The organism is Amycolatopsis sp. NPDC049159, from assembly GCF_040648295.1.
Classification (GTDB): domain Bacteria; phylum Actinomycetota; class Actinomycetes; order Mycobacteriales; family Pseudonocardiaceae; genus Amycolatopsis; species Amycolatopsis pretoriensis_A.
Map to the genome: position 1 here is coordinate 230,821 of NZ_JBEZDL010000014.1, position 18,339 is coordinate 249,159.

At 70.5% G+C, this 18,339-nt stretch carries 17 protein-coding genes; 6 read left to right on the forward strand and 11 right to left on the reverse strand.

The window, feature by feature from the left end:
- Nucleotides 1–3 precede the first annotated feature (3 nt).
- The 6 genes from AB0B33_RS26385 to AB0B33_RS26410 form a co-directional block, all read right to left on the reverse strand.
- Entirely contained in the window at nucleotides 4–1,380 is a 1,377-nt protein-coding gene (locus AB0B33_RS26385) for a cytochrome P450 (RefSeq protein WP_360776589.1), read from the reverse strand.
- Entirely contained in the window at nucleotides 1,377–2,381 is a 1,005-nt protein-coding gene (locus tag AB0B33_RS26390) for an enediyne biosynthesis protein (RefSeq protein WP_360776591.1), read from the reverse strand. The genes AB0B33_RS26385 and AB0B33_RS26390 overlap by 4 nt, the downstream gene beginning before the upstream one ends.
- Nucleotide 2,382: 1 nt before the next feature.
- Nucleotides 2,383–4,356: a CRTAC1 family protein gene (locus AB0B33_RS26395; RefSeq protein WP_360776593.1), complete on the reverse strand. Its 1,974-nt coding sequence runs from the start codon at nucleotides 4,354–4,356 to the stop codon at nucleotides 2,383–2,385.
- Nucleotides 4,353–5,336 (reverse strand): DUF1702 family protein, encoded by a 984-nt coding sequence (locus tag AB0B33_RS26400; protein ID WP_360776595.1) that lies wholly within the window; start codon nucleotides 5,334–5,336, stop codon nucleotides 4,353–4,355. The genes AB0B33_RS26395 and AB0B33_RS26400 overlap by 4 nt, the downstream gene beginning before the upstream one ends.
- Before the next feature lie 133 nt (nucleotides 5,337–5,469).
- Nucleotides 5,470–6,465, reverse strand: a complete 996-nt coding sequence (locus tag AB0B33_RS26405) for a DUF1702 family protein (RefSeq protein WP_247020249.1) — start codon at nucleotides 6,463–6,465, stop codon at nucleotides 5,470–5,472.
- A gap of 31 nt (nucleotides 6,466–6,496) precedes the next feature.
- A complete protein-coding gene (locus tag AB0B33_RS26410) occupies nucleotides 6,497–7,402 on the reverse strand; it encodes an AraC family transcriptional regulator (RefSeq protein ID WP_247020246.1) in 906 nt (301 codons plus the stop codon).
- Nucleotides 7,403–7,900: 498 nt separating this feature from the next.
- Here AB0B33_RS26410 and AB0B33_RS26415 point away from each other — a divergent pair, with 498 nt between their 5' ends.
- Together AB0B33_RS26415 and AB0B33_RS26420 are read left to right on the forward strand one after the other, a co-directional pair.
- Complete coding sequence (locus AB0B33_RS26415) at nucleotides 7,901–8,707, forward strand: AfsR/SARP family transcriptional regulator (protein WP_247020244.1); 807 nt, start codon at nucleotides 7,901–7,903, stop codon at nucleotides 8,705–8,707.
- 67 nt (nucleotides 8,708–8,774) lie between these two features.
- Nucleotides 8,775–9,473: a winged helix-turn-helix transcriptional regulator gene (locus tag AB0B33_RS26420; RefSeq protein ID WP_247020242.1), complete on the forward strand. Its 699-nt coding sequence runs from the start codon at nucleotides 8,775–8,777 to the stop codon at nucleotides 9,471–9,473.
- Between the two features lie 20 nt (nucleotides 9,474–9,493).
- Here the strand turns inward: AB0B33_RS26420 and AB0B33_RS26425 are convergent, their stop codons facing one another.
- Both AB0B33_RS26425 and AB0B33_RS26430 read right to left on the reverse strand, forming a co-directional pair.
- Nucleotides 9,494–10,711, reverse strand: a complete 1,218-nt coding sequence (locus AB0B33_RS26425) for a DUF6596 domain-containing protein (protein WP_360776597.1) — start codon at nucleotides 10,709–10,711, stop codon at nucleotides 9,494–9,496.
- Nucleotides 10,708–11,091: a YciI family protein gene (locus tag AB0B33_RS26430; RefSeq protein ID WP_247020238.1), complete on the reverse strand. Its 384-nt coding sequence runs from the start codon at nucleotides 11,089–11,091 to the stop codon at nucleotides 10,708–10,710. The genes AB0B33_RS26425 and AB0B33_RS26430 overlap by 4 nt, the downstream gene beginning before the upstream one ends.
- 127 nt (nucleotides 11,092–11,218) lie before the next feature.
- On the opposite strand from AB0B33_RS26430, the gene AB0B33_RS26435 reads away from it, so the two are divergent.
- Nucleotides 11,219–11,884 (forward strand): maleylpyruvate isomerase family mycothiol-dependent enzyme, encoded by a 666-nt coding sequence (locus AB0B33_RS26435; protein ID WP_360776600.1) that lies wholly within the window; start codon nucleotides 11,219–11,221, stop codon nucleotides 11,882–11,884.
- A 28-nt stretch (nucleotides 11,885–11,912) separates the two neighbouring features.
- Here AB0B33_RS26435 and AB0B33_RS26440 read toward each other — a convergent pair whose 3' ends face one another.
- Nucleotides 11,913–12,533, reverse strand: a complete 621-nt coding sequence (locus AB0B33_RS26440; RefSeq protein WP_247020234.1) for an L-threonylcarbamoyladenylate synthase — start codon at nucleotides 12,531–12,533, stop codon at nucleotides 11,913–11,915.
- A 162-nt stretch (nucleotides 12,534–12,695) separates the two neighbouring features.
- Here AB0B33_RS26440 and AB0B33_RS26445 point away from each other — a divergent pair, with 162 nt between their 5' ends.
- The gene (locus tag AB0B33_RS26445) at nucleotides 12,696–13,211 is read left to right on the forward strand and encodes a DUF899 family protein (protein ID WP_360776602.1); all 516 of its coding nucleotides are present in this window, start codon (nucleotides 12,696–12,698) and stop codon (nucleotides 13,209–13,211) included.
- Nucleotides 13,212–13,392: 181 nt separating this feature from the next.
- Nucleotides 13,393–15,798 (forward strand): histidine kinase, encoded by a 2,406-nt coding sequence (locus AB0B33_RS26450; protein WP_360776604.1) that lies wholly within the window; start codon nucleotides 13,393–13,395, stop codon nucleotides 15,796–15,798.
- Between the two features lie 52 nt (nucleotides 15,799–15,850).
- Here AB0B33_RS26450 and AB0B33_RS26455 read toward each other — a convergent pair whose 3' ends face one another.
- Together AB0B33_RS26455 and AB0B33_RS26460 are read right to left on the reverse strand one after the other, a co-directional pair.
- Complete coding sequence (locus tag AB0B33_RS26455; RefSeq protein WP_247020228.1) at nucleotides 15,851–16,456, reverse strand: response regulator transcription factor; 606 nt, start codon at nucleotides 16,454–16,456, stop codon at nucleotides 15,851–15,853.
- A 315-nt stretch (nucleotides 16,457–16,771) separates the two neighbouring features.
- Nucleotides 16,772–16,948 carry a hypothetical protein gene (locus tag AB0B33_RS26460; protein ID WP_247020226.1) on the reverse strand — a complete coding sequence of 59 codons (177 nt, stop codon included), beginning with the start codon at nucleotides 16,946–16,948 and terminating at the stop codon, nucleotides 16,772–16,774.
- 453 nt (nucleotides 16,949–17,401) lie between these two features.
- Here AB0B33_RS26460 and AB0B33_RS26465 point away from each other — a divergent pair, with 453 nt between their 5' ends.
- Nucleotides 17,402–18,154, forward strand: coding sequence for an AraC family transcriptional regulator (locus AB0B33_RS26465; RefSeq protein ID WP_247020224.1), 753 nt, complete (start codon nucleotides 17,402–17,404; stop codon nucleotides 18,152–18,154).
- Nucleotides 18,155–18,339: the final 185 nt, after the last annotated feature.

Here is an 18,339-nt window from a genome sequence, read left to right on the forward strand (position 1 = left end):
AGTTCAGGCGGCTTCGGCGCGCCGCGTCCGCTCCCGGCGGTGCACGGTCATCGGCAGCCCGCCGCGCACCCGCAGCGAGAGCATCGCTTCGGGGTCGACGACCTTGCCCGGCACCTTCCGCAGCTGCAGGTCCCGCGCCGCCATCGCCAGCACGAACACCGCCTCCATCACGCCGAGGCTGTTGCCGATGCAGAACCTCGGCCCGGCCCCGAAGGGCAGGTAGGCGTACCGCGGCGGCCGCTCCGCGCCGGTGAACCGGTCCGGGTCGAAGCGTTCGGCGTCGGTCCAGAACTCGGGGTGCCGGTGCAGCGTGTAGGGCACCACGACGACGTCGGAGCCGGCCGGCACGTGGTACCCGCCGATCTCGTCGCCGGCCTGGGCGACCCGCGGCAGCAGCCACACCGGCGGGTAGAGCCGCATGACCTCTTCGACCACCGCGACGGTGAACGTCAGCCGCCGCAGGTCTTCGTGCTCGGGCAGCCGGTCGCCGAGCACCTCGACGGCTTCGGCGTGCAGCCGCTCGCCGACCTCCGGGTGCTCGTCGATCAGGTGGAACGCCCAGCCCAGCGTGCTCGCGGTGGTCTCGTGCCCGGCGAGCAGCAGGGTGATCAGCTCGTCGCGCATGCGTTCGCGCGACGCGCCGTCCCCCGCGCCCGACGCGATGAGCCGGGACAGCACGTCTTCGCCGTTCTCGACCGGGTTCGCCAGTCGCTGGTCGACCAGCTCGTCGGCGATCCGGCGCAGGTCCTCCCGCGCGGTCCGGAAGTGCAGCTGCTTCTTGAGCGGCACCCACTGCGGGACCATGCTCAGCGTGACCGCCTCGAACATGGCCTGGTCCTGCACGGCCTCGAACGAGTGGCCGAGCGTTTCGTACCCGCCCAGCTCGGCGTCGAGCAGCGTCCTGCCGAGCACGCCGAGGGTCAGCCCGGTCATCTCGTGCAGGATCTCGACCGGCCCGTCGTGCGCGGCGAGCCGCTCGATCAGCGCCTCGACCTGCGTGGCGACGATGCCCGCCTGGCGCGAGATCCGCTTGGGCTGGAACACCGGCTGGATCGTCCGGCGCTGCTTGCGCCAGGTCTCCCCGTCGCTGGTGAGCAGGCCGTCGCCGAGGGCCCGGCGGGCCTCCTGCAGGCCGATGCCCTTGTGGTAGTTCGCCGCGTTGTCCGCGAGCACGTGCTTGGCCAGGTCCGGGTGGTTCACCAGGTACATCGCCTTCGGTCCGATGGCGATGCGGACGACGTCGCCGTAGGCCTCGGCGTTGTCGCCCATGAGCGCGAGCCGGTCGGTGAAGAGCTGCTTCAGCAACCGGATCGTCGCCCGGCGCGGCGGCCCGGGCGGCGCGGTGCGCGCCGCCCGGGTGTCGTCCGTGGGATCGGTCATGCCGCGACGGCTCCCGGCTTCTCGTCTTCGGCCGGCGGTGCCGCGGCGAGTTCGAGCTTCGCCTTCTGCGCGGCCTGGTCGGCTTCGAACTTGATCCGCGCCTTGTTCGAGAAGTGCAGGCCCCACAGGAAGAGCCCGCGGATCAGGCAGACGGTCGCGGTGGCCAGGAACAGCCCGTACGCCACGTGCACGGCGGTGAAGAAGCCGTACGCCAGCGCCACGCCGGAACCGAAGGCGAACTGCGAGGCCGGCTTCGACGGCGACGTGCCCGGGTCGGTCACCATGTAGTTGGTGTAGAGCACGAACGCGACACCGGTGCCCATCGCCAGCGCGCCGGGGATCGACGTGCCGAAGAGCCAGCCGCGGACGAAGGCCTGGACCACGAAGAAGCTCAGCCAGCCCAGGATCAGCCACATGCGGTTGGTCAGCAACGCGTTGAGCACCGTGCCCGACACCAGGATGATGCCGACGATCAGCCAGCCGCCCCAGGTGGGGATCTGCTCGGTGAAGTGGTACGGCGGCGCGATGCTCGCCCACGGGAACACCAGCAGGATGATCGTGATGCCGAAGTTCGACGGGTTCATGTAGTGCCGCATCCGGCCGTACACCGGAGCCTGCAGCACCCACTTCGCACCGACGGCGACGACGACCCCGAAGATCATCACGAAGATCCGGTCGTTGACGTAGGTCAGCATGTTCAGCGCGAGACCGGTGATGTGCGCCGGGAGGAGGAACTCCACGAGCCCCTTGAACCCGTTGCCCCGGAACCGGACGTCACGCTTGGTCACGCGGGAGTTGATGATCTCGAGCAGGATCTCCGTGGTGTACGCGGTCGCCAGCGCGACGAACGGGTACAGGTACGGCTGCTCGAAGCCGAGCACGGTGTAGCCGATGATGTTGAAGATCGTGATCGAGATCGCGAAGCGCCGCAGCGCGGTGATGACCTTGTTGGTCCGCTTCGGTGGCGCACTGTCCACCTTGGTCAGGGTAGGGGTGGCCATGTCACATCTCTTCCTTCGCCGTGGAGCCCAGCTGGTACATGTGGCAACCGGGTTCGAGCTTCAGGTTCTGCGTCCGCAGCTGCCCGGTCCGGTCGCGCCACTGCAGGTGCACGTCGAGCGGGCCGCTGACGTTCTGGCCGAGGCCGATCTGGACGTCGAAGCTGCGCCGGCCGGCCTCCCCGCTGCTGCCGTCGACCCGGCCGAGGTACTTCTTGCCGTCCGAAGTCGTCACGGTGACCTGGGCGCCGATCGCGGGCTGGCCGGCCGCGGGCAGCGGGCCGGGCGCCACCGGGGCGTCGGTGAACAGCTTCAGCTGCAGGAACTTGCCGGGGTTCGGGCTGTCGTTGTGGTAGAAGATCGGCTGCTCCCACTGCCGCGCCACCGCGAACTCGGGCAGGCCGTCCCCGTCGGTGTCGCCGACGGCGATGCCGCGGGTCGGGACCGGCACCGCCAGGCCCAGCTTCGGCGCGAGGTCGACGTACCGGCCGTCCGCGCTCTTCACGAAGAAGTGCAGGGTCTGGTCGCCACCGATGTCGTCACCGGCGCGGGCGTTCGGCCACCAGAACGGGTTGGACAGCAGGCCGTCGTGGGCGGTGGCGATCTCCTGCAGGTTCGGCCAGCGGTTGACCTGGCCCTTGACGAACCCGGTCGCCTGGGCGATCTGGTTCTCGCCGCTGTTGTTGAAGTCCTGGATCTTGACGTCCCAGCCCCAGCCGGACCACGCCGTGCCCGCCGAGCCGCTGTCGTCGTGGAAGGGCGCGACCCCGTCCTTCAGCTGCCGCGTCAGGTCGTTGCCGTCCTTCGCGGTGTTCATGAACTGGAAGTTCGACTCTTCGATGCCCCACGACGTCGTGATGTTGCTGACGAACAGGTCGTAGAGGCCGTCGTGGTTCAGGTCGCCGAAGTCGACGCCCATCCCCTTGAAGGAGTCGTGGCCCAGCACCTTCGACTTCGGGTCGGCGATCCCGCGGACCCCGTTGACCTCGCCGAACTCGACGTGACCCGGCGTGGACTTGTTGTACAGGAAGTGGTCGTGCCCGAAGTCGTTGGCGATGTAGAGCTCGGGCAGGTTGTCCCCGTCGACGTCGGTGGCACTGGAAGCCAGCGTCCAGCCCAGCCGCGCGTTCTCCGGGATCCCCTGGGACGCGTCGACGAAGCTCGCCGACGGGTTCGCCCCGGCCTGGGCGCCCGTCCACCGGTAGATGAACTTGCCGCCCGAGTTCGTGGCGTGCGACATCGACTGGTTCAGCGTGATGCCGCCGTCGGCGTTCGGGTCGAGGACCTTGCTGTCCGGGAAGTAGTTCCCGACGAAGATGTCGACGTGGCCGTCGCCGTCGAAGTCGCCGATGGTGACGGAGTCGGTGTTCCACAGTGGACCGTTGTACTTGCCGTCGGCGCCGCGGTGGTTGCCCGGCACCAGTTCGGTCGGCTGGAACGCGGAGGCGTCGAACTTGGTCGCGTTCGCCTTCTGCAGGAACAACACCGGCGTCCGGCCCCAGTAGTAGGCCAGGATGTCGGTGCGGCCGTCCTCGTTGTAGTCACCGGGCACGCAACCCATCGGCGCCATGTAGTCCCACGTCGGCAGCGCCGGGGCGGGGTCGAGCGCGAAGGGCGCGTACCGCGGGCCGGAGTCCGGCGCCGGCGTGATGACGACCTGGTCGCTGCGCGGGTCGACCAGGCAGAGGTCGTTGGGCTTGCCGCTGCCGCTGATGTCGTTGATGGCGATCGCGGCGCCGACCGAGGAGATCCACGCGGAGATGTGTTCGTACTCCTTGTTCACCGTGCGGATCGACTGCGACTTCGTGGCCGCGGGCAGCGCGATCGTCATCGGCGTGAAGTGGAACTGGTCCGCCAGCTTGTCCTGTTCGGCGGCGGAGACGCTGGGCAGCCGTGCGACCAGGAACAGGCCGAGGATCAGCACCAGCGCCACGATGCCCGCCAGCTGCTTGCGCAGCCAGCCGAAGGTCGCGGTCATTTGTTCTTCCCTCCGTGGGTCAGCACTTCTTCGGCGATCCGCTGCCGCCAGGTTTCGAACGCCGGGACGTCGTCGCCGTCGACGACCACGGCCGGCCGGACCTCTTGCGTGATGGCCGCGGCGCGTTCGGCGGACATCCCGCAGATGGCCTGGGCCGCCATTTCGGTCTCCGGGATCATCAGGCCCGCGCGCACCCGGCACTCGGCGGCGAACGCGCTGCCCTGGGCCAGCGGCCCGTGGTGGATCCCGGCCCGGTCGACCAGTTCCGCCAGCTCGTCGGCGGTGACGCCGCACGCGTAGGTCGAGGCCAGCCCGACCCCGGCGTACAGGTCGCCGTGGCGCGACTCGGGGAACTCCTCGATCGTCTTGGTCACGAGCTCGACGTCGGTGCCGCAGATGAACCAGAGCGCCCGGCCGATGCCCTGGTCGATGGCCCGCAGCGCGTAGCCGTCGTAGCGCCGGTCCGGCCAGGAGAAGCCCTGGTCCTGGTGCTGCTGCCGGATGTACTTCTCGGTCTTGAAGTACGCCTGGTGGAAGCCGTAGCCGTCGAGCACCAGCCACCGCAGCAGCGGGTCGAACGCCGACGCCTTCGGCCACGCGAACCGCGGGAGCCGGCACATCGCCCAGCCGACCCCGACGTAGATGATGTAGTCGTGCTTCTCACCGGGGCCGGCCAGGAAGTCGGCGATGTTGGTGCTCTTGCCGAAGGGCAGCCCGTCGAGAACGCCGTACCCCATTCCCGCGCCCTCGTAGGCGAACCCGCGGAACTGCGTCGGGATCTGCTCGAGCCATTCCTCGGCCTGCTCGACCGACCGGGCTTCGACCGCGTGTGCGTAACCGAGGAGGAACTTCTCCCCGACCGTCTCGAGCCGTTCTTGAGCGGCTGGGCTCTTCCGGTGGAAACCCCGCTTCTCCAGCGAGGTCTCCGAGACATTCGGTGTCAGGATGCGCCGTCTGAGCGCGCGCCAACCATTGCCCAACGCACTCTCCCCCTTACGGGTCGAATAGGAAGGTGTCGCTTCTTCGCCTTCTACGGTCACAGATTCGCTGGTCAGCGCTCTACTCCACATTTGCGTGGGCGGGCCTGGCCTCTCCGCGAGTGCGGAATCCGCCTCAGCTCGCGCGACGCTTCGCGGCGACGTCGAATTCGTCGCGGATCCGCTGCCGCCACAGCTCGTACGCGGGTTCCGGCCCGTCCTCGCCGTCGGCCCGCTCGGTGCGGTCCGCGAGGTTCTGCGCGCCCTGCACCGACAGGTCGGTGAGCACGCCGGCCGCGAGGTGCGTGTGGGCCGGGACGTAGCCGGAGTACGTGCGGGCCTTGACGGCGAACACCACGCCGAGCGCGAGCTCGTCGTAGTGCTCCCCGGCCAGCCGCCGCAGCTTGCCGAGCCCGGCCTGGTCGGCCCCGCCGGCGAAGGTCGCGGCGAGCCCGACCCCGCTCCACAGGTCCGCCCGCCGCCCCTCGGCGAACCGCCCGACCGCGGCGGCCGCGGCTTCGGGGTTGCCGCCGTTGATGAACCACAGCGCCCGGCCGACGCCCTGGTCGAAGGCGCGCGCGAAGTACTCCGGACGCCCCGCCCACGGGTAGGGCTGTGGCTCGGCCTGCTCGCCGACCCACTTTTCGGTGTCGAAGTAGGCGCGGTCGAAGCCGAAGCCGTCGACGGCGAGCCAGCTCATCACCGGGTGGTAGGCCACCCCGCTCAGCTCGGGCAGGATGTTCTTCCACAGTGGACGCGGCAGCCGCGCCATCGCGAAGCCGATCCCGATGTAGGTCAGGAAGATGTGCGGGCGGCCCGGTCCTTCGAGCAGCTCGCGCGTGCGGTTGCGGCCGCCGCCGGGCATCGCGTCGAGGATCGTGTAGCCCATCGTGGCGCCTTCGTAGGCGAAGCCGCGCTGCTCGGGCTCGATCAGCGCGAGGCGCCGCTCGATCTCCCACAGCGAAGCCCCTTCGATGGCCCACTCGAACCCGCACACCACCGCCTGCGGCACCGCCTCCAGCCGGGCCGTCGCGTCGGTGTGGGTGACCGGGAAGCCGCGGTCGGCGAACCCGACCGAGGCGAGCGAAGGAGCGAGCACCCGCTTGCGGAGCACTCCGATGACAGTGGACATCGTCGTAGTCGTCCTTAAGGTTCGAAGGGGATCAGGCGACAGCGCGCAGGTGCGGCCGCTGGGCGGCGAGCATCCGCTGGGTGAACGGCGACTGCTTCGACGCCAGCGTGATCGCGATCGGCGCGTCGGTCGACGCGGGAGCGCGCAGCCCGACCCGGCCGGTCGACTGGCCGTGCGGGGCCACCTGCACCGGCGAGTAGCCGATCGAGAAGCGCGGCCCGGCGTTGCCCGGCTGGTGCTGGGCGACCGCGATCGCCGTCCACCGCCCGGCCGGGACGCCGTGGATGGTCAGGTCGCCGGAGGTCATGTTGGCCATGCCGCCGAAGGCGACCGGGCCGCACTGGGGCACCGGGTCGGCGAACAGCCCGACCAGCGTGTCCGCCGGCGCCGAGCCGCGCGGCATGTCCAGCTGCAGCGACAGCACGCCGGAGCCGGTCTGCAGCGAGGCGCAGCTGCGGCCGGCCGCGCGCAGCGTCCGCAGCGGCGGGAGCCGCTGGAACGTCGACGAGATCGCGACGAGCAGCTCGGCCACCTGCGGCTCGCGGTACTGCGTCGGGGTCATCCCGACCGCCCGCGAGAACCGGCTGGTGAAGGTGCCGACGCTGCTGTAGCCGACGCTGCACACGATGTCCGAGACGTTCAGCGACGTCGTCAGCAGCAGCCGTTTCGCCTCGAACAGGCGCACGGCGGTGAGGAACCGGCCGGGTGTGACGCCGGTGGCCTCGGCGAACATCCGCGAGAAGTGGAACCGGCTGACGAACACCTCCGACGCCAGCTCCGCGAGCGTGATCGGCTCGAAGTACCGTTCCTGGATCGAAGAGATGGCTTGCAGGACGGCGGGCCGGACCGACTTTTCCACTCGCTCGAGCGCCGGCTCGCGGCGCGGTTCACCGAACTCGCCGTCGTTCCCGACAGCAGCTATAGAGCGCAACATCATCAGTCCAAACCTCGAATTCCCCTGATGGCAGTTCTCCTGGTTCTCTTGTAGCCAGGGAAGACGCCACATCTCGCAGATCGATCGACGCGCGATTGAGGAATCCCGATGTCCGTCCAACCCGGACGCGTGACACCCACCCGGGTGCGGGGATTCCACCCGGGTGTGGCGTGCGCAACACCCGGGCCGGGCGTGCGCAACACCCGCCGTCTTGATCGTCCGCGGTCCGCCGGGAGTCCCGTCTGGTCCGTTCCGGGGACCCCCTGGACGGGCCGGGCCCCTGGTTCGGCCAGATGGCCGAGGATGCGCAACGCACACCCGGACCGTGCGAAACGCATGCGGGGGCGGGGTTAACGCACGAGGAGTCTGGTGGGCGGCTCACTGGCCGCGGCGGCCCGGCTCTGTCACATTCGGATAGAAGCCCGGAATTCGGCCGTCCACCGAGCCGCGCGGCACGACCTGGGGAGCACGAGGACGCTTTGATGATGCTGGAGGCCTGCCATGTACTCCGAACAGCGGCGAACCGACGAGCCGGACCCCGGTGGCGTCCGCTTCACCGTGCTGGGGCCGCTGGAAGTGCTGCGTGAGGGAACCGACTACGCCCCGACGACGCCGAAGGTGCTGGCGCTGCTGGCCGTGCTCGTGATGCGACCGGGGAAGATGGTACACATCGACACCCTGATCCGGGAGCTTTGGTCGGACAACCCGCCGCGGACGGTCCGGACCACCCTGCACACCTACGTCTACCACCTCCGCCGGTGCATCGACCAGAACAAGCTCGCGGGGGACGGTGAAAAGATGTTGACCACCAAGCAATCCGGTTACACGTTCCACATCGACCCGGCCCAGGTGGACACGTACGACTTCACCCGGCTGCAGCAGATCGGTCACGAGCACCAGGACGCCGGCGACCACTCGGCCGCCGCGGACGCCTACCGCGCGGCGCTGGACCTGTGGTCCGGCACGCCGTTCGCGAACGTCCACTGTGGACCGGTGTTGTCCGCGTACCGGACCGAACTGCTGGAGCAGCGGCGCAGCGTGCTGCACCTGAGGATCGAAGCCGAGATCATCGGCGGGCGGCACCGCGAGCTGATCGGCGAACTGCGTTCGCTGACCACGGGCAGCCCGCTCGACGAAGCCCTGCACGGGCAGCTGATGCGCGCGCTCGGGCGCAGCGGACGGCGGTCCGACGCGATGTCCGTCTACCGCAGACTCCGGTCCCGGCTGGCCGGGGAGCTGGGCGTCGAACCGTGCGACGACCTGCAGACGCTGCACCGGGAGCTGATCTCCGAAGGCGACCACCGCTGATCCGCCCAGACTTCCCCGGCACCCGCCGAACCGTCGGATCGCCCGAGAAAGAAGTGAGGAACGTTCGATGCCCACTGCACCCACCCGTGCCTACGGCCAGTTCTGCGGCGTCGCCCGCGCGCTCGAACTCATCGGCGAGCGCTGGTCGCTGCTGATCATCCGCGATCTGGTGCTCGGCGCGAAGCGCTACGACGAGCTGCAGGCCGGCCTGCCGAAGATCCCGCCGTCCATCCTGTCGGCCCGGCTGAACGAACTGGAGGCGACCGGCGTGATCCGCCGCCGCGTCCGCGCCGAGCTGGAGGCGGGCCTGGTCTACGAGCTGACCCAGTACGGCAGCGAGCTCGACCACATCCTGCTCGACCTCGGCCTGTGGGGCGCCCGCTCGCTGCACGCCCCCGGCGCCGACGACGTGTTCACGTTGGACGCGGCGATCCTGTCGCTGTACACCACGTTCCGCGCCGAGTGCGCGGAAGGCGTCCAGATCAACTTCGAGATCCGCTACGACGACCGCATGATCGTGCACGCTCTCGTCGAGGACGGCGCGGTCAAGGTCGGCGAGGGCCGGTTCGCCGGTGCCGACCTGGTCATCAAGGCCGTGCACGGCGCGGCGCTGCTGGACCTGATGAGCGGCCAGCTCACCGCGCCCACCGCGCTGCGCTCGGGCAAGATCGCGATCGAGGGCGAGCTGTCGGACCTCGAGCTGTTCGCCCAGCTGTTCCACGTCCCGGCGGCCCCGGAGCCGGCGTCCGGCATCGTGGTCCGCTGACCCGCCGGCTCGGAGTCCGGTCAGGACTCCGAGCCGAGCCGGTCCGCTTTCGCTTGCAGGTAACGGCGTTCCGGGCCGCTCCCGGTCCGGTTCGCCGCCCTGAGGTAGCACTCCCGCGCTTCCGCCGCGCGGCCCGCTTCTTCCAGCAGGTGCGCGCGCACCGCGTCGGACCGGTGGGCGACGTCGACCCCGTCCAGCAGCGCCAAGCCCGCCTCCGGGCCCGAAACCTGCGCGACGGCGACCGCCCGGTTCACCGCCACCACCGGGCCCGGCATGAGCTCGCCCAGCACGCCGTACAGCTCGACGATCTGCGGCCAGTCCGTCGTTCCCGTGCTCGGCGCTTCGTCGTGCAGCGCCGCGATCGCCGCCTGCACCTGGTACGGCCCGATCGGGCCGCGGCCGAGCACGGCACGCACCAGCTCGACGCCTTCGGCGATCATCGCCGCGTCCCAGCGGGTGCGGTCCTGCTCCGGCAGCGGGACCAGCTCGCCGTCCGGGCCGGTGCGCGCCGCCCGCCGCGCGTCCGTCAGCAGCATCAGCGCCAGCAGCCCGGCCACTTCGCCCTCGCCCGGGACCAGCTCGCGCACCGCGCGCGTCAGCCGGATCGCCTCCGCCGCCAGCTCGACGCGCAGCAGGTTCTCCCCCGACGTCGCCGTGTAGCCCTCGTTGAAGATCAGGTACAGCACCTGGAGCACCACGCGCAGCCGCTCCGGGAAGTCGGTGGGCGAAGGTTCGCCGAACGTCGAGCCGGCCGCCGCGATGCTCTCCTTCGCGCGGGTGATGCGGCGCGTCATGGTCGCCTCGGGCACCAGGAACGCGCTCGCGATCTGCGCCGTCGTCAAGCCGCCGACCGCACGCAGCGTCAGGGCCACTTGCGAAGGCGGTGAAACCGCGGGGTGGCAGCAGAGGAACAGCAGCGTCAGCGTGTCGTCGGAGTCGGACGGCCGCTCTTCGCCGGGGCCGGCGACGACCGCGGCGGGCTCGCGCACGGCGACCGTCTCTTCCCGGCGCCGCCGGGCGCTTTCGCTGCGCCAGAGGTCGGTGAGCCGCCGGGTCGCGACCGTGACGAGCCAGCTGCGCGGGTTGTCCGGCACCCCCTCGGCCGGCCACTGCTCACTCGCCGCGAGCAGGGCCTCCTGGACGGCGTCCTCACAGGCGTCGAACTGGCCGTAGCGGCGGACGAGCACGCCCAGCACCTGCGGCACCAGCGGCCGCAGGACCTCGGCGACGCCGGTCACGCCATGGGGACTTCGGTTTCGGCGTCGGCGAAGAAGACGACTTCGCGCACCTCGATGCCGAGGCCCTCGATCGCGGCGTCGGGGATCATCGCCGCGAGCTCGACCGCGCGGTCCTTGCTCGCGCACTCCACGAGGTAGTACCCGGCCAGGAACTCCTTGGACTCCACGAACGGCCCGTCCGTGACCGCCGGCAGGCCCGAGCGCACCCGCACGACGGAGCTGTCGGCGACCGCGCCGAGCGCCTGCGTGCTGATCATCTCGCCGGATTCCCTGATCGTGCGGATGAAATCCTGGTGCCCGGTCATGATGGTGTCCATCTCGGCCTCGGACAGGCCCGCCATCACGTCGGGGTTCAGGTACATCGCCAGCAGGTACTTCACGCCCGCTCCCTTCGTCCGTGCGCCTCGAACATAGCCGAGGCCGACGTCGCAACCGCGGAGTGGAGCCCCCGCGCGCCCGGCTGCCAGCCTGGACCCGGGCAGTCCCGGACCCAGGAGGGTGGCACCGATGGCCGACGTGTTCACGGACCTGCAGACCGAGACGGAGGCGCTGGCCGAACTGGCCGAGCGCCACGGGTACGGTCCCGGCCCGAACATCACCGGGCACTTCGCCCGGCTGACGTCGACCGCCCGGCTGGTCCGGCTCAGCGTGGAGAACCCCGGCGCGTTCGGCGTCACGCCGCAGATCTCCTACGACTCGCTCGACGAGGCGATCCTGGTCTGGCTGATCGAGCAGCGGAAGGCCAACGCCCTGCTGGCTTCGGCGCCACCGGAGCCGGAGCTGCCGTGGAGCGACGGCCCGCTGCGCCCGTCGGTCCTCGCCGCGGCCGTGCTGACCGAGGTCTTCGCCGGCGGCCAGGACATCGCCGACCTGTTCGGCGTCCGGCCCCAGCGCGACGACTCCATCGGCCACGTCGCCTACTACGGCGTCCGGACCAGGGACCGCGCCTACCGGCGCCACCAGGAGACGCCACCGGCGAAGCCGTTCCGCTTCGAGCTGGTGGCCCCGTCGGGAGCACGCTGGGACTTCGGCCCGGAGAACGCGACCGACCGCGTGAGCGGCCCGGCGGAGGACTTCTGCCTGCTGGTGACCGGCCGCCGCTTCGCCGAGGACCTGGACCTGGCGTTCACCGGACGGCACACGGCCGAATGGCTGGAGCTGCTGGAGAGCTGACGCCACCGCCGCAGGGCTCAGCCGGGCGTCACTCGAAGGGGGCCGGGTCGCCCGCGCCGACGCGCAGGATCTCCGCCTCCCCCGAGGAGAAGTCCACGACCGTCGTCGGCTCCACGCCGCAGTCGCCCGAGTCCAGGACCGCTTCCAGGACGTTGTCCAGCTCTTCCTTGATCTCCCAGCCCTGCGTCATCGGCTCGCCCTCGCCGGGCAGCAGCAGCGTGCTCGACAGCAGCGGTTCGCCGAGCTCGGCCAGCAGCGCCTGGGTGACGCGGTGGTCGGGGATGCGCACGCCGACCGTCTTCTTCTTCTCGTGCATCAGCCGCCGCGGCACCTCCTTGGTGGCGGGCAGGATGAACGTGTAGCTGCCCGGCGTCGCCGCCTTGATCGCGCGGAACACCGCGTTGTCGACGATGACGAACTGGCCCAGCTGGGCGAAGTCCTGGCAGACCAGCGTGAAGTGGTGCCGGTGGTCCAGCTTGCGGATGCTGCGGATCCGGTCGAGCCCGTCCCGGTTGCCCGGCCGGCAGCCGAGCGCGAAGCACGAGTCGGTCGGGTAGGCGATCAGCCCGTCGCCGCGGAGGATCTCGACGACCTGGCCCAGCGACCGCTTCTGCGGGTTCTCCGGGTGCAGGTCGAAATAGCGTGCCATGGGCCGAGCCTAGGGTCGCCCGCCCGGACCGGCACGTCGGGCCCCACCGGCAGCGACACGCCGCCCGCGTCTCCTAGGTTGCGGTTCACGGGCCGAACGCTGGGCTCGTGCCCCGGCACCGGCTCACAATCCGCTGTGGGACCAAGCCAGGGAGGACGAGTCATGACGGAGCTGACCGTGCCGGAGCTGGACCGCCCCCGCGTAGTCGCCGGGGCCGAGTACCTGTTCGAAGGTTCGCGGGGCCGCGTTTCGCTGGCCGGGCTGTTCGGCGGTCACCAGCGCCTGGCCGTGCACCACCCGATGGCCGACCACAGCGGACCCGCCGACCTGCTGCCCGCCGCCGACGTCGCGGCCGCGCTGGACGACCCGGGCCTGCGGCTGGTGCTGGTCTCCCGCGCGCCCTACGCCAAGGTCGAGCAGTACCGGCGGCACCTCGGCTGGGACGTCGCCGCGTTCTCGGCCGCGGGCACCCGGTTCACCGACGACTTCCCGGCGACCCGCCACATCCCCGGTGCCGCGGGCAGCGACTCGTGGGACGACGACGAGTCCGGGCTGAGCTTCTTCCGGCTGGCGCCGGGTTCGGTGCTGCACACCGGGTCGGTCGCCGTGCCCCGCCTCGACTTCCTCGGCCTGCTCGCACACGCGTTCGGGTTCCCGGCCGCACCGGACGGCCGCTGACCTGGCCGTCACCTCCGATTCCCGGTGTCCGAAGGGGCCACCGGGCCCGTTCCGCGCGCTTTCGCACCGTTTTCGGCGCGCTCCCGTGAGTTAGGATCTACCGCACGCCATGCACACCGCGTCCAGGTTCCGGCCTCCCGAGCGGACCGGCCGCCGCGCAGACTCCGGGGGGTCCGCACTGATGTCTCCGGTCGCCGCACTCGAGCCGCCCACCGGGCGCTCAGCGACCGCCGAGCCCCGCGGCACGACCGCGGCGGACCGGCGCCCACGGCTGGCCACCTACCTGGCGGCGGCGATCGTCGTCGTCGTGGTCGCCGGGTTCGGCGTGGTCGGCGTCGTGAACCTGCTGCCGACGTCGGTCGACGGCTTGCACGCCGTGTACGCGATCGCCGCCGTCGCCGGCCTGCTCGCGATCCAGCTGCTGTGGTTCAGCCGGCCGAGCGCCCAGCTCGACTCGGCGACCAGCCGGGTCCTGCTCGCCGTCGTCGTCGTCCTGGCCTACCTCCCCATCCTGACCTTCGGCGTCTACTGGGCGGACATGCCGGACTTCGTCGGCGGCGCGGCGCTGCTCGTGCTGCCGCCCCGGTGGGCGTGGCCCACGCTCGTCACGGTCTGCCTCAGCGTCGTCTTCGTCTACTGGATCTTCGACGCCGAGCCGCTGTCCGCCATCTACAACGGGCTCGCGGCCGCCTTCTACTGCTTCCTGTTCTACCTGCTGGCCCGGCTCGTCCGGCTGGTCAACGAACTGCACCAGGCCCGCACCGAACTGGCCCAGCGCGCGGTCGCCGAGCAGCGGCTGGCCTTCGCCCGAGACCTGCACGACCTGCTCGGGCTGAGCCTGTCCGCGATCGCGCTCCGGGGCGAGCTGGTGCACCGGCTGATGCGCAAGTCCACCGAGCGCGCCAAGGCCGAGCTCGCCGAGATCACCGCCACCGCGCAGCGCACCCTCTCCGACGTCCGGGCCGTCTCCCACGGTTACCGGGAGCTGTCGCTGGAGAAGGAGTCCCGGACGGCCGAGACGCTGCTGTCGGCCTCCGACATCGCCGTGCAGATCCACCTGGACCAGGGCGACCTGCCCGTGCAGGCCCGCACGCTGCTCGCGCGGGTGCTGCGCGAAGGTGTCACGAACGTCCTGCGCTACAGCGAAGTCGAGCACTGCGAGATCGACGTCCGGCACCACGACGGCAAGGTCACCCTCGAGATCGTCAACGACGGGGTGACGGCGGACGACGCGGCGCTCGCCCCGGACAGCAAGCTGACCGCCCTGCCCGACGAGGTCGCCGCGCTCGGCGGCACCGCGACCGTGAAGGCCGGCGCGGACGGCCGCTTCCGGCTGCGCGTCGACCTCCCGGTGGCCGACCGGACGGTGGGCTCCGCCGACCGCGAGACCGAGCGGCGGGGCACGAGCGAGTCGAAGCGGATCCGCTGGCTGCTGCCGGCGTGCATGGCCATCATGGGGTGCGGCGCGACCGTGCACGTGCTCCAGCTGACCACCCAGGCGTGGCAGGTGACGCTGGTGGTCGGCTGCGTGCTGGCGCTGCTGGCCCTGCAGTTCTCGTACTTCAACCGGCCGTCGACGCAACTGCGGTCGGGGCAGAGCTACGGCATGCTGTTCGTCCAGATCTGCCTGACCTACCTGCCGCTGCTGCCGCTGGGCGCGAACTGGGTCAGCGTGCCCGGGCTGCTGATCGGCAGCGGGCTGCTGGTCCTGCCGCCGGTGGCGGGCTGGGCGTTCTTCGCGGTGAACATCGCCGTCTACGCCGAGATCCAGCGGTTCTCCGGCGCGGACGTCATCTCGACGGTCTACTACACCGCCGCGACCGTGATGACCGGGCTGGCCGTGTTCGGGCTGCTGTGGCTGGTGCGGCTGGTCGCCGAGCTCGACAGCACCCGGCGCCGGCTGGCCGAGATGGCGCTGGCCGAGGAACGGCTGCGGTTCGCCCGCGACCTGCACGACCTGCTCGGCATGAGCCTGTCGGCGATCGCGCTGAAGAGCGAGCTGACCGCGCGGGTGCTGCCGCTGGACCGCGACCGCGCCGCCGAGGAGCTGACCGAAGTGCTCGGCCTGACGCGGCAAGCCCTTTCCGACGTCCGGTCGGTCGCCAGCGGCTACCGCGAGCTGTCCCTCGACAGCGAGTCACGCACCGCGAAGTCCGTGCTGGTGGCCGCCGACGTCCGGGTGCGGATGGAGATGCTCGAGGACGACCTGCCGATGCCGGTACGGACGGTGCTCGCCGTCGTACTGCGCGAAGGCGTCACGAACGTGCTGCGGCACAGCCGGGTCGAGAGCTGCGAGATCGCCATGCGCCGCACGGACAACGGGATCTGCCTCGACATCGTCAACGACGGCGTCGAGCGCACCGGGAACGGGACCCGCGGCGACCGTCCTCAAGCGCCGGACGCGGCCGGGGAAGAGCCGGTGGTGCCCGCACCGCGGCGCCCGGACGTCGTCGTCGCGTCGCGGGACACCTCGCCGGGCAGCGGGATCGGCAACCTGTCGCACCGGGTGGCCGACCTCGGCGGCGAACTCACCGCCGGGGTCGAGCCGGACGGCCGCTTCCGGTTGCGCGCGGTCGTACCGGTCTGAACCACGGGAATACTGGTCTGTACCTTTATGGTCCAGACCAGTATTCCGCGACTCAGAGCCAGCCGGACTCCTCGGCGATGCGGATGGCGTCGACCCGGTTGCGGGCGTTGAGCTTCGCGACGACGGTCGTCAGGTAGTTGCGGACCGTGCCGGCGGACAGGTACAGGCGCGCGGCGACTTCGACGGTTCCGTAGCCCTGCGCGGTCATCCGCAGCACGTCCAGCTCGCGGCCGGTGAGCGGGCAGTCCACCGTGTCCCAGGCCGCCAGCGCCAGGTCCCCGTCGACCATGCGGCGGCCCGCGAGGACCCCGCGGACGGCGTTGGCCAGCTTGTCGGGCGGTGCGTCCTTCAGCAGGAACCCGCCCACCTTGGCGTCCAGCGCGCGCCGGAGCGTCCCCGGTCTGCCCAGGCTGGTCAGGATGAGCGTCCGGCATTCCGGCAGCTGTTCGTGCAGCTCACCGGCCGCCGTGAGCCCGTCCTTGCCCGGCAGGTCGATGTCGATGACCGCCACCTGCGCCTGCTTGGCCCTGGCGGTGGGCAGGATCTCCAGCCCGGACGCGACCTCCGCGACGACCTCGATGTCGGGCTCCAGCCGCAGCAGGGCGACCAGTGCGCCCCGCACGATGTGCATGTCCTCGGCAACCAGCACTCTGATCACGGGTGCCTCCGCACTCACGATTCCCCAGAAGCTCAGTTAAACATTCTGCTTGACGAATCGGTTGCACCATTCGGGCACCACTTTGCCGTCACCGCGGCGGGAATACTCCGCACCAGGTAAGTACCAGGTTAAAAATGCCAGCTCGCGACCGGACGGCTACCGGCCGTGACGAGCGTACCGGCGGTTCGGTGGGAAAGTCACCAGCCGGCGAGTGTGGACACTCGGGCCCTCCACATGCGACGAGCCGGTCGCAGCGGACACGGGAGGCATCCGTCGAGACCGGCTCGGCACCGTCAGGAACTGCGCAAACAGACCTCAGGCGGCTTCGAGGAGGTCCATGTTGCAGATGGTGCCCATGACGGGACGGAGGTCGGCGCCGCGGTTGCTCCACTGCTCGAAGCGGTCGATGGCCAGATCGGTCGCGGCCTTCTCGAACTCGATACCCATATCGGCGAAAAGTGCGCGGACGTCAGCAGAAACCTGTGCGGACATTTTTTGCTCCCAGTGGCGAAGATGAATGCTTCACGTGCCATAAATCGTCGCCGACGGACGCAACGACAGCCAGTGCCCGCATCATCGGGGCGCTGTGGCTTACACATGGTCCGTGCGGTTCCGGAGCGGACTCCGAACGGCCTAACAAGAAGTCGAATCGGGAGCTGAGCACACCGATTTCGTGACGAAGCGCGGTCGTCCGGCTGCGCTTTGCTATCACCGTCACGGGTGACACACGTCCGGTGCACGTCGACTACCCGCCCCGAACCCCCACAAACAGGGCATGTGCAAAACGCATGTCGACCACCGGTGAAATCCACGTCGACCGGTGCACAGAGCACTTAAGAAGTAGACGGCGGCGGATCTACAGTTTTAGTCGAAATCAATTCCCGCACCGGGTGCCTGCTTCGGCGGGCGATCGGGCGGCATCCTCGACCGGAAGGACGGCCCACCATGGATGAGATCGTCCGGCAAGCTGTGGCGCGAGCGATCGTGACCATGCGAGACAACCTGGGCGAGCGGCTCACGATCGACGACCTCGCCCGCGCGGCCATGTTCAGCAAGTTCCACTTCACCCGCGTGTTCCTGCGGGTCACCGGGCTCTCGCCCGGCCGGTTCCTCTCGGCGCTGCGGCTGGCGGAGGCGAAACGCCTGCTCGCGACCACCGTCATCTCGGTGGCCGACATCAGCCACCAGGTCGGGTACAACAGCGTCGGCACCTTCAGCGCGCGGTTCAGCGGCAGCGTCGGCGTCTCGCCGTCCGGTTACCGCCAGCTGCACGGCATGGCGCCGCGGATCGCCGACCGGCAGGCCGAGCCGGGCTCGGGTGCCACGGTGCGCGGGCAGCTGCGCCTTTCCTCGCCGGCCGACGTCGGGCCGGTGTTCATCGGGCTCTTCAGCGCCCGGATCGCCGAGGGTACCCCCGCCCGGCACGTCGTCGTGCCCGGTCCCGGGCCGTACGCGCTGGCAGACGTTCCGCTGGGGTCGTGGTACGTGCTGACCCACGCGTTCGGCAGCTGCCCGCTGGACGGCAACCAGGGGCTGCGGCCGTTCACCGGCCTCACCGGCCCGGTGACCATCCAGCGCGGCGTCACGGCGAGCCTGGCCGACGTCCGGCTGCGCCCGCGCCACGGCTTCGACCCGCCGGTCCTGCTGGCCCTCCCGGACCTGCGCCAGGCCGCCGTTTCGCGCTCGCTGGCGAGCTGAAGCACGCACTGGGGAGTCACTGGGGAAGCCGCCGCCCGCCGGGGTGCGGGCGGCGTGGGGTACTGGGGAGCACCCGCGGCCGTTCGGCCCAACGTGCCGTCATCGGCCGCGGGATTGCGGGTAAGTGCCTATCTCGGGTAAGTGCGCCGGAATTGAGGGGGCATTCTCCTCCGGTGCGCGATCGG

Excerpts from the sequence above, each read along its gene's own strand:
- AB0B33_RS26385 (WP_360776589.1), bottom strand. The coding sequence starts at position 1,380 with ATGACCGATCCCACGGACGACACCCGGGCGGCGCGCACCGCGCCGCCC.
- AB0B33_RS26390 (WP_360776591.1), bottom strand. The coding sequence starts at position 2,381 with ATGGCCACCCCTACCCTGACCAAGGTGGACAGTGCGCCACCGAAGCGG.
- AB0B33_RS26395 (WP_360776593.1), bottom strand. The coding sequence starts at position 4,356 with ATGACCGCGACCTTCGGCTGGCTGCGCAAGCAGCTGGCGGGCATCGTG.
- AB0B33_RS26405 (WP_247020249.1), bottom strand. The coding sequence starts at position 6,465 with ATGTCCACTGTCATCGGAGTGCTCCGCAAGCGGGTGCTCGCTCCTTCG.
- AB0B33_RS26410 (WP_247020246.1), bottom strand. The coding sequence starts at position 7,402 with ATGATGTTGCGCTCTATAGCTGCTGTCGGGAACGACGGCGAGTTCGGT.
- AB0B33_RS26415 (WP_247020244.1), top strand. The coding sequence starts at position 7,901 with ATGTACTCCGAACAGCGGCGAACCGACGAGCCGGACCCCGGTGGCGTC.
- AB0B33_RS26420 (WP_247020242.1), top strand. The coding sequence starts at position 8,775 with ATGCCCACTGCACCCACCCGTGCCTACGGCCAGTTCTGCGGCGTCGCC.
- AB0B33_RS26435 (WP_360776600.1), top strand. The coding sequence starts at position 11,219 with ATGGCCGACGTGTTCACGGACCTGCAGACCGAGACGGAGGCGCTGGCC.
- AB0B33_RS26440 (WP_247020234.1), bottom strand. The coding sequence starts at position 12,533 with ATGGCACGCTATTTCGACCTGCACCCGGAGAACCCGCAGAAGCGGTCG.
- AB0B33_RS26445 (WP_360776602.1), top strand. The coding sequence starts at position 12,696 with ATGACGGAGCTGACCGTGCCGGAGCTGGACCGCCCCCGCGTAGTCGCC.
- AB0B33_RS26450 (WP_360776604.1), top strand. The coding sequence starts at position 13,393 with ATGTCTCCGGTCGCCGCACTCGAGCCGCCCACCGGGCGCTCAGCGACC.
- AB0B33_RS26460 (WP_247020226.1), bottom strand. The coding sequence starts at position 16,948 with ATGTCCGCACAGGTTTCTGCTGACGTCCGCGCACTTTTCGCCGATATG.
- AB0B33_RS26465 (WP_247020224.1), top strand. The coding sequence starts at position 17,402 with ATGGATGAGATCGTCCGGCAAGCTGTGGCGCGAGCGATCGTGACCATG.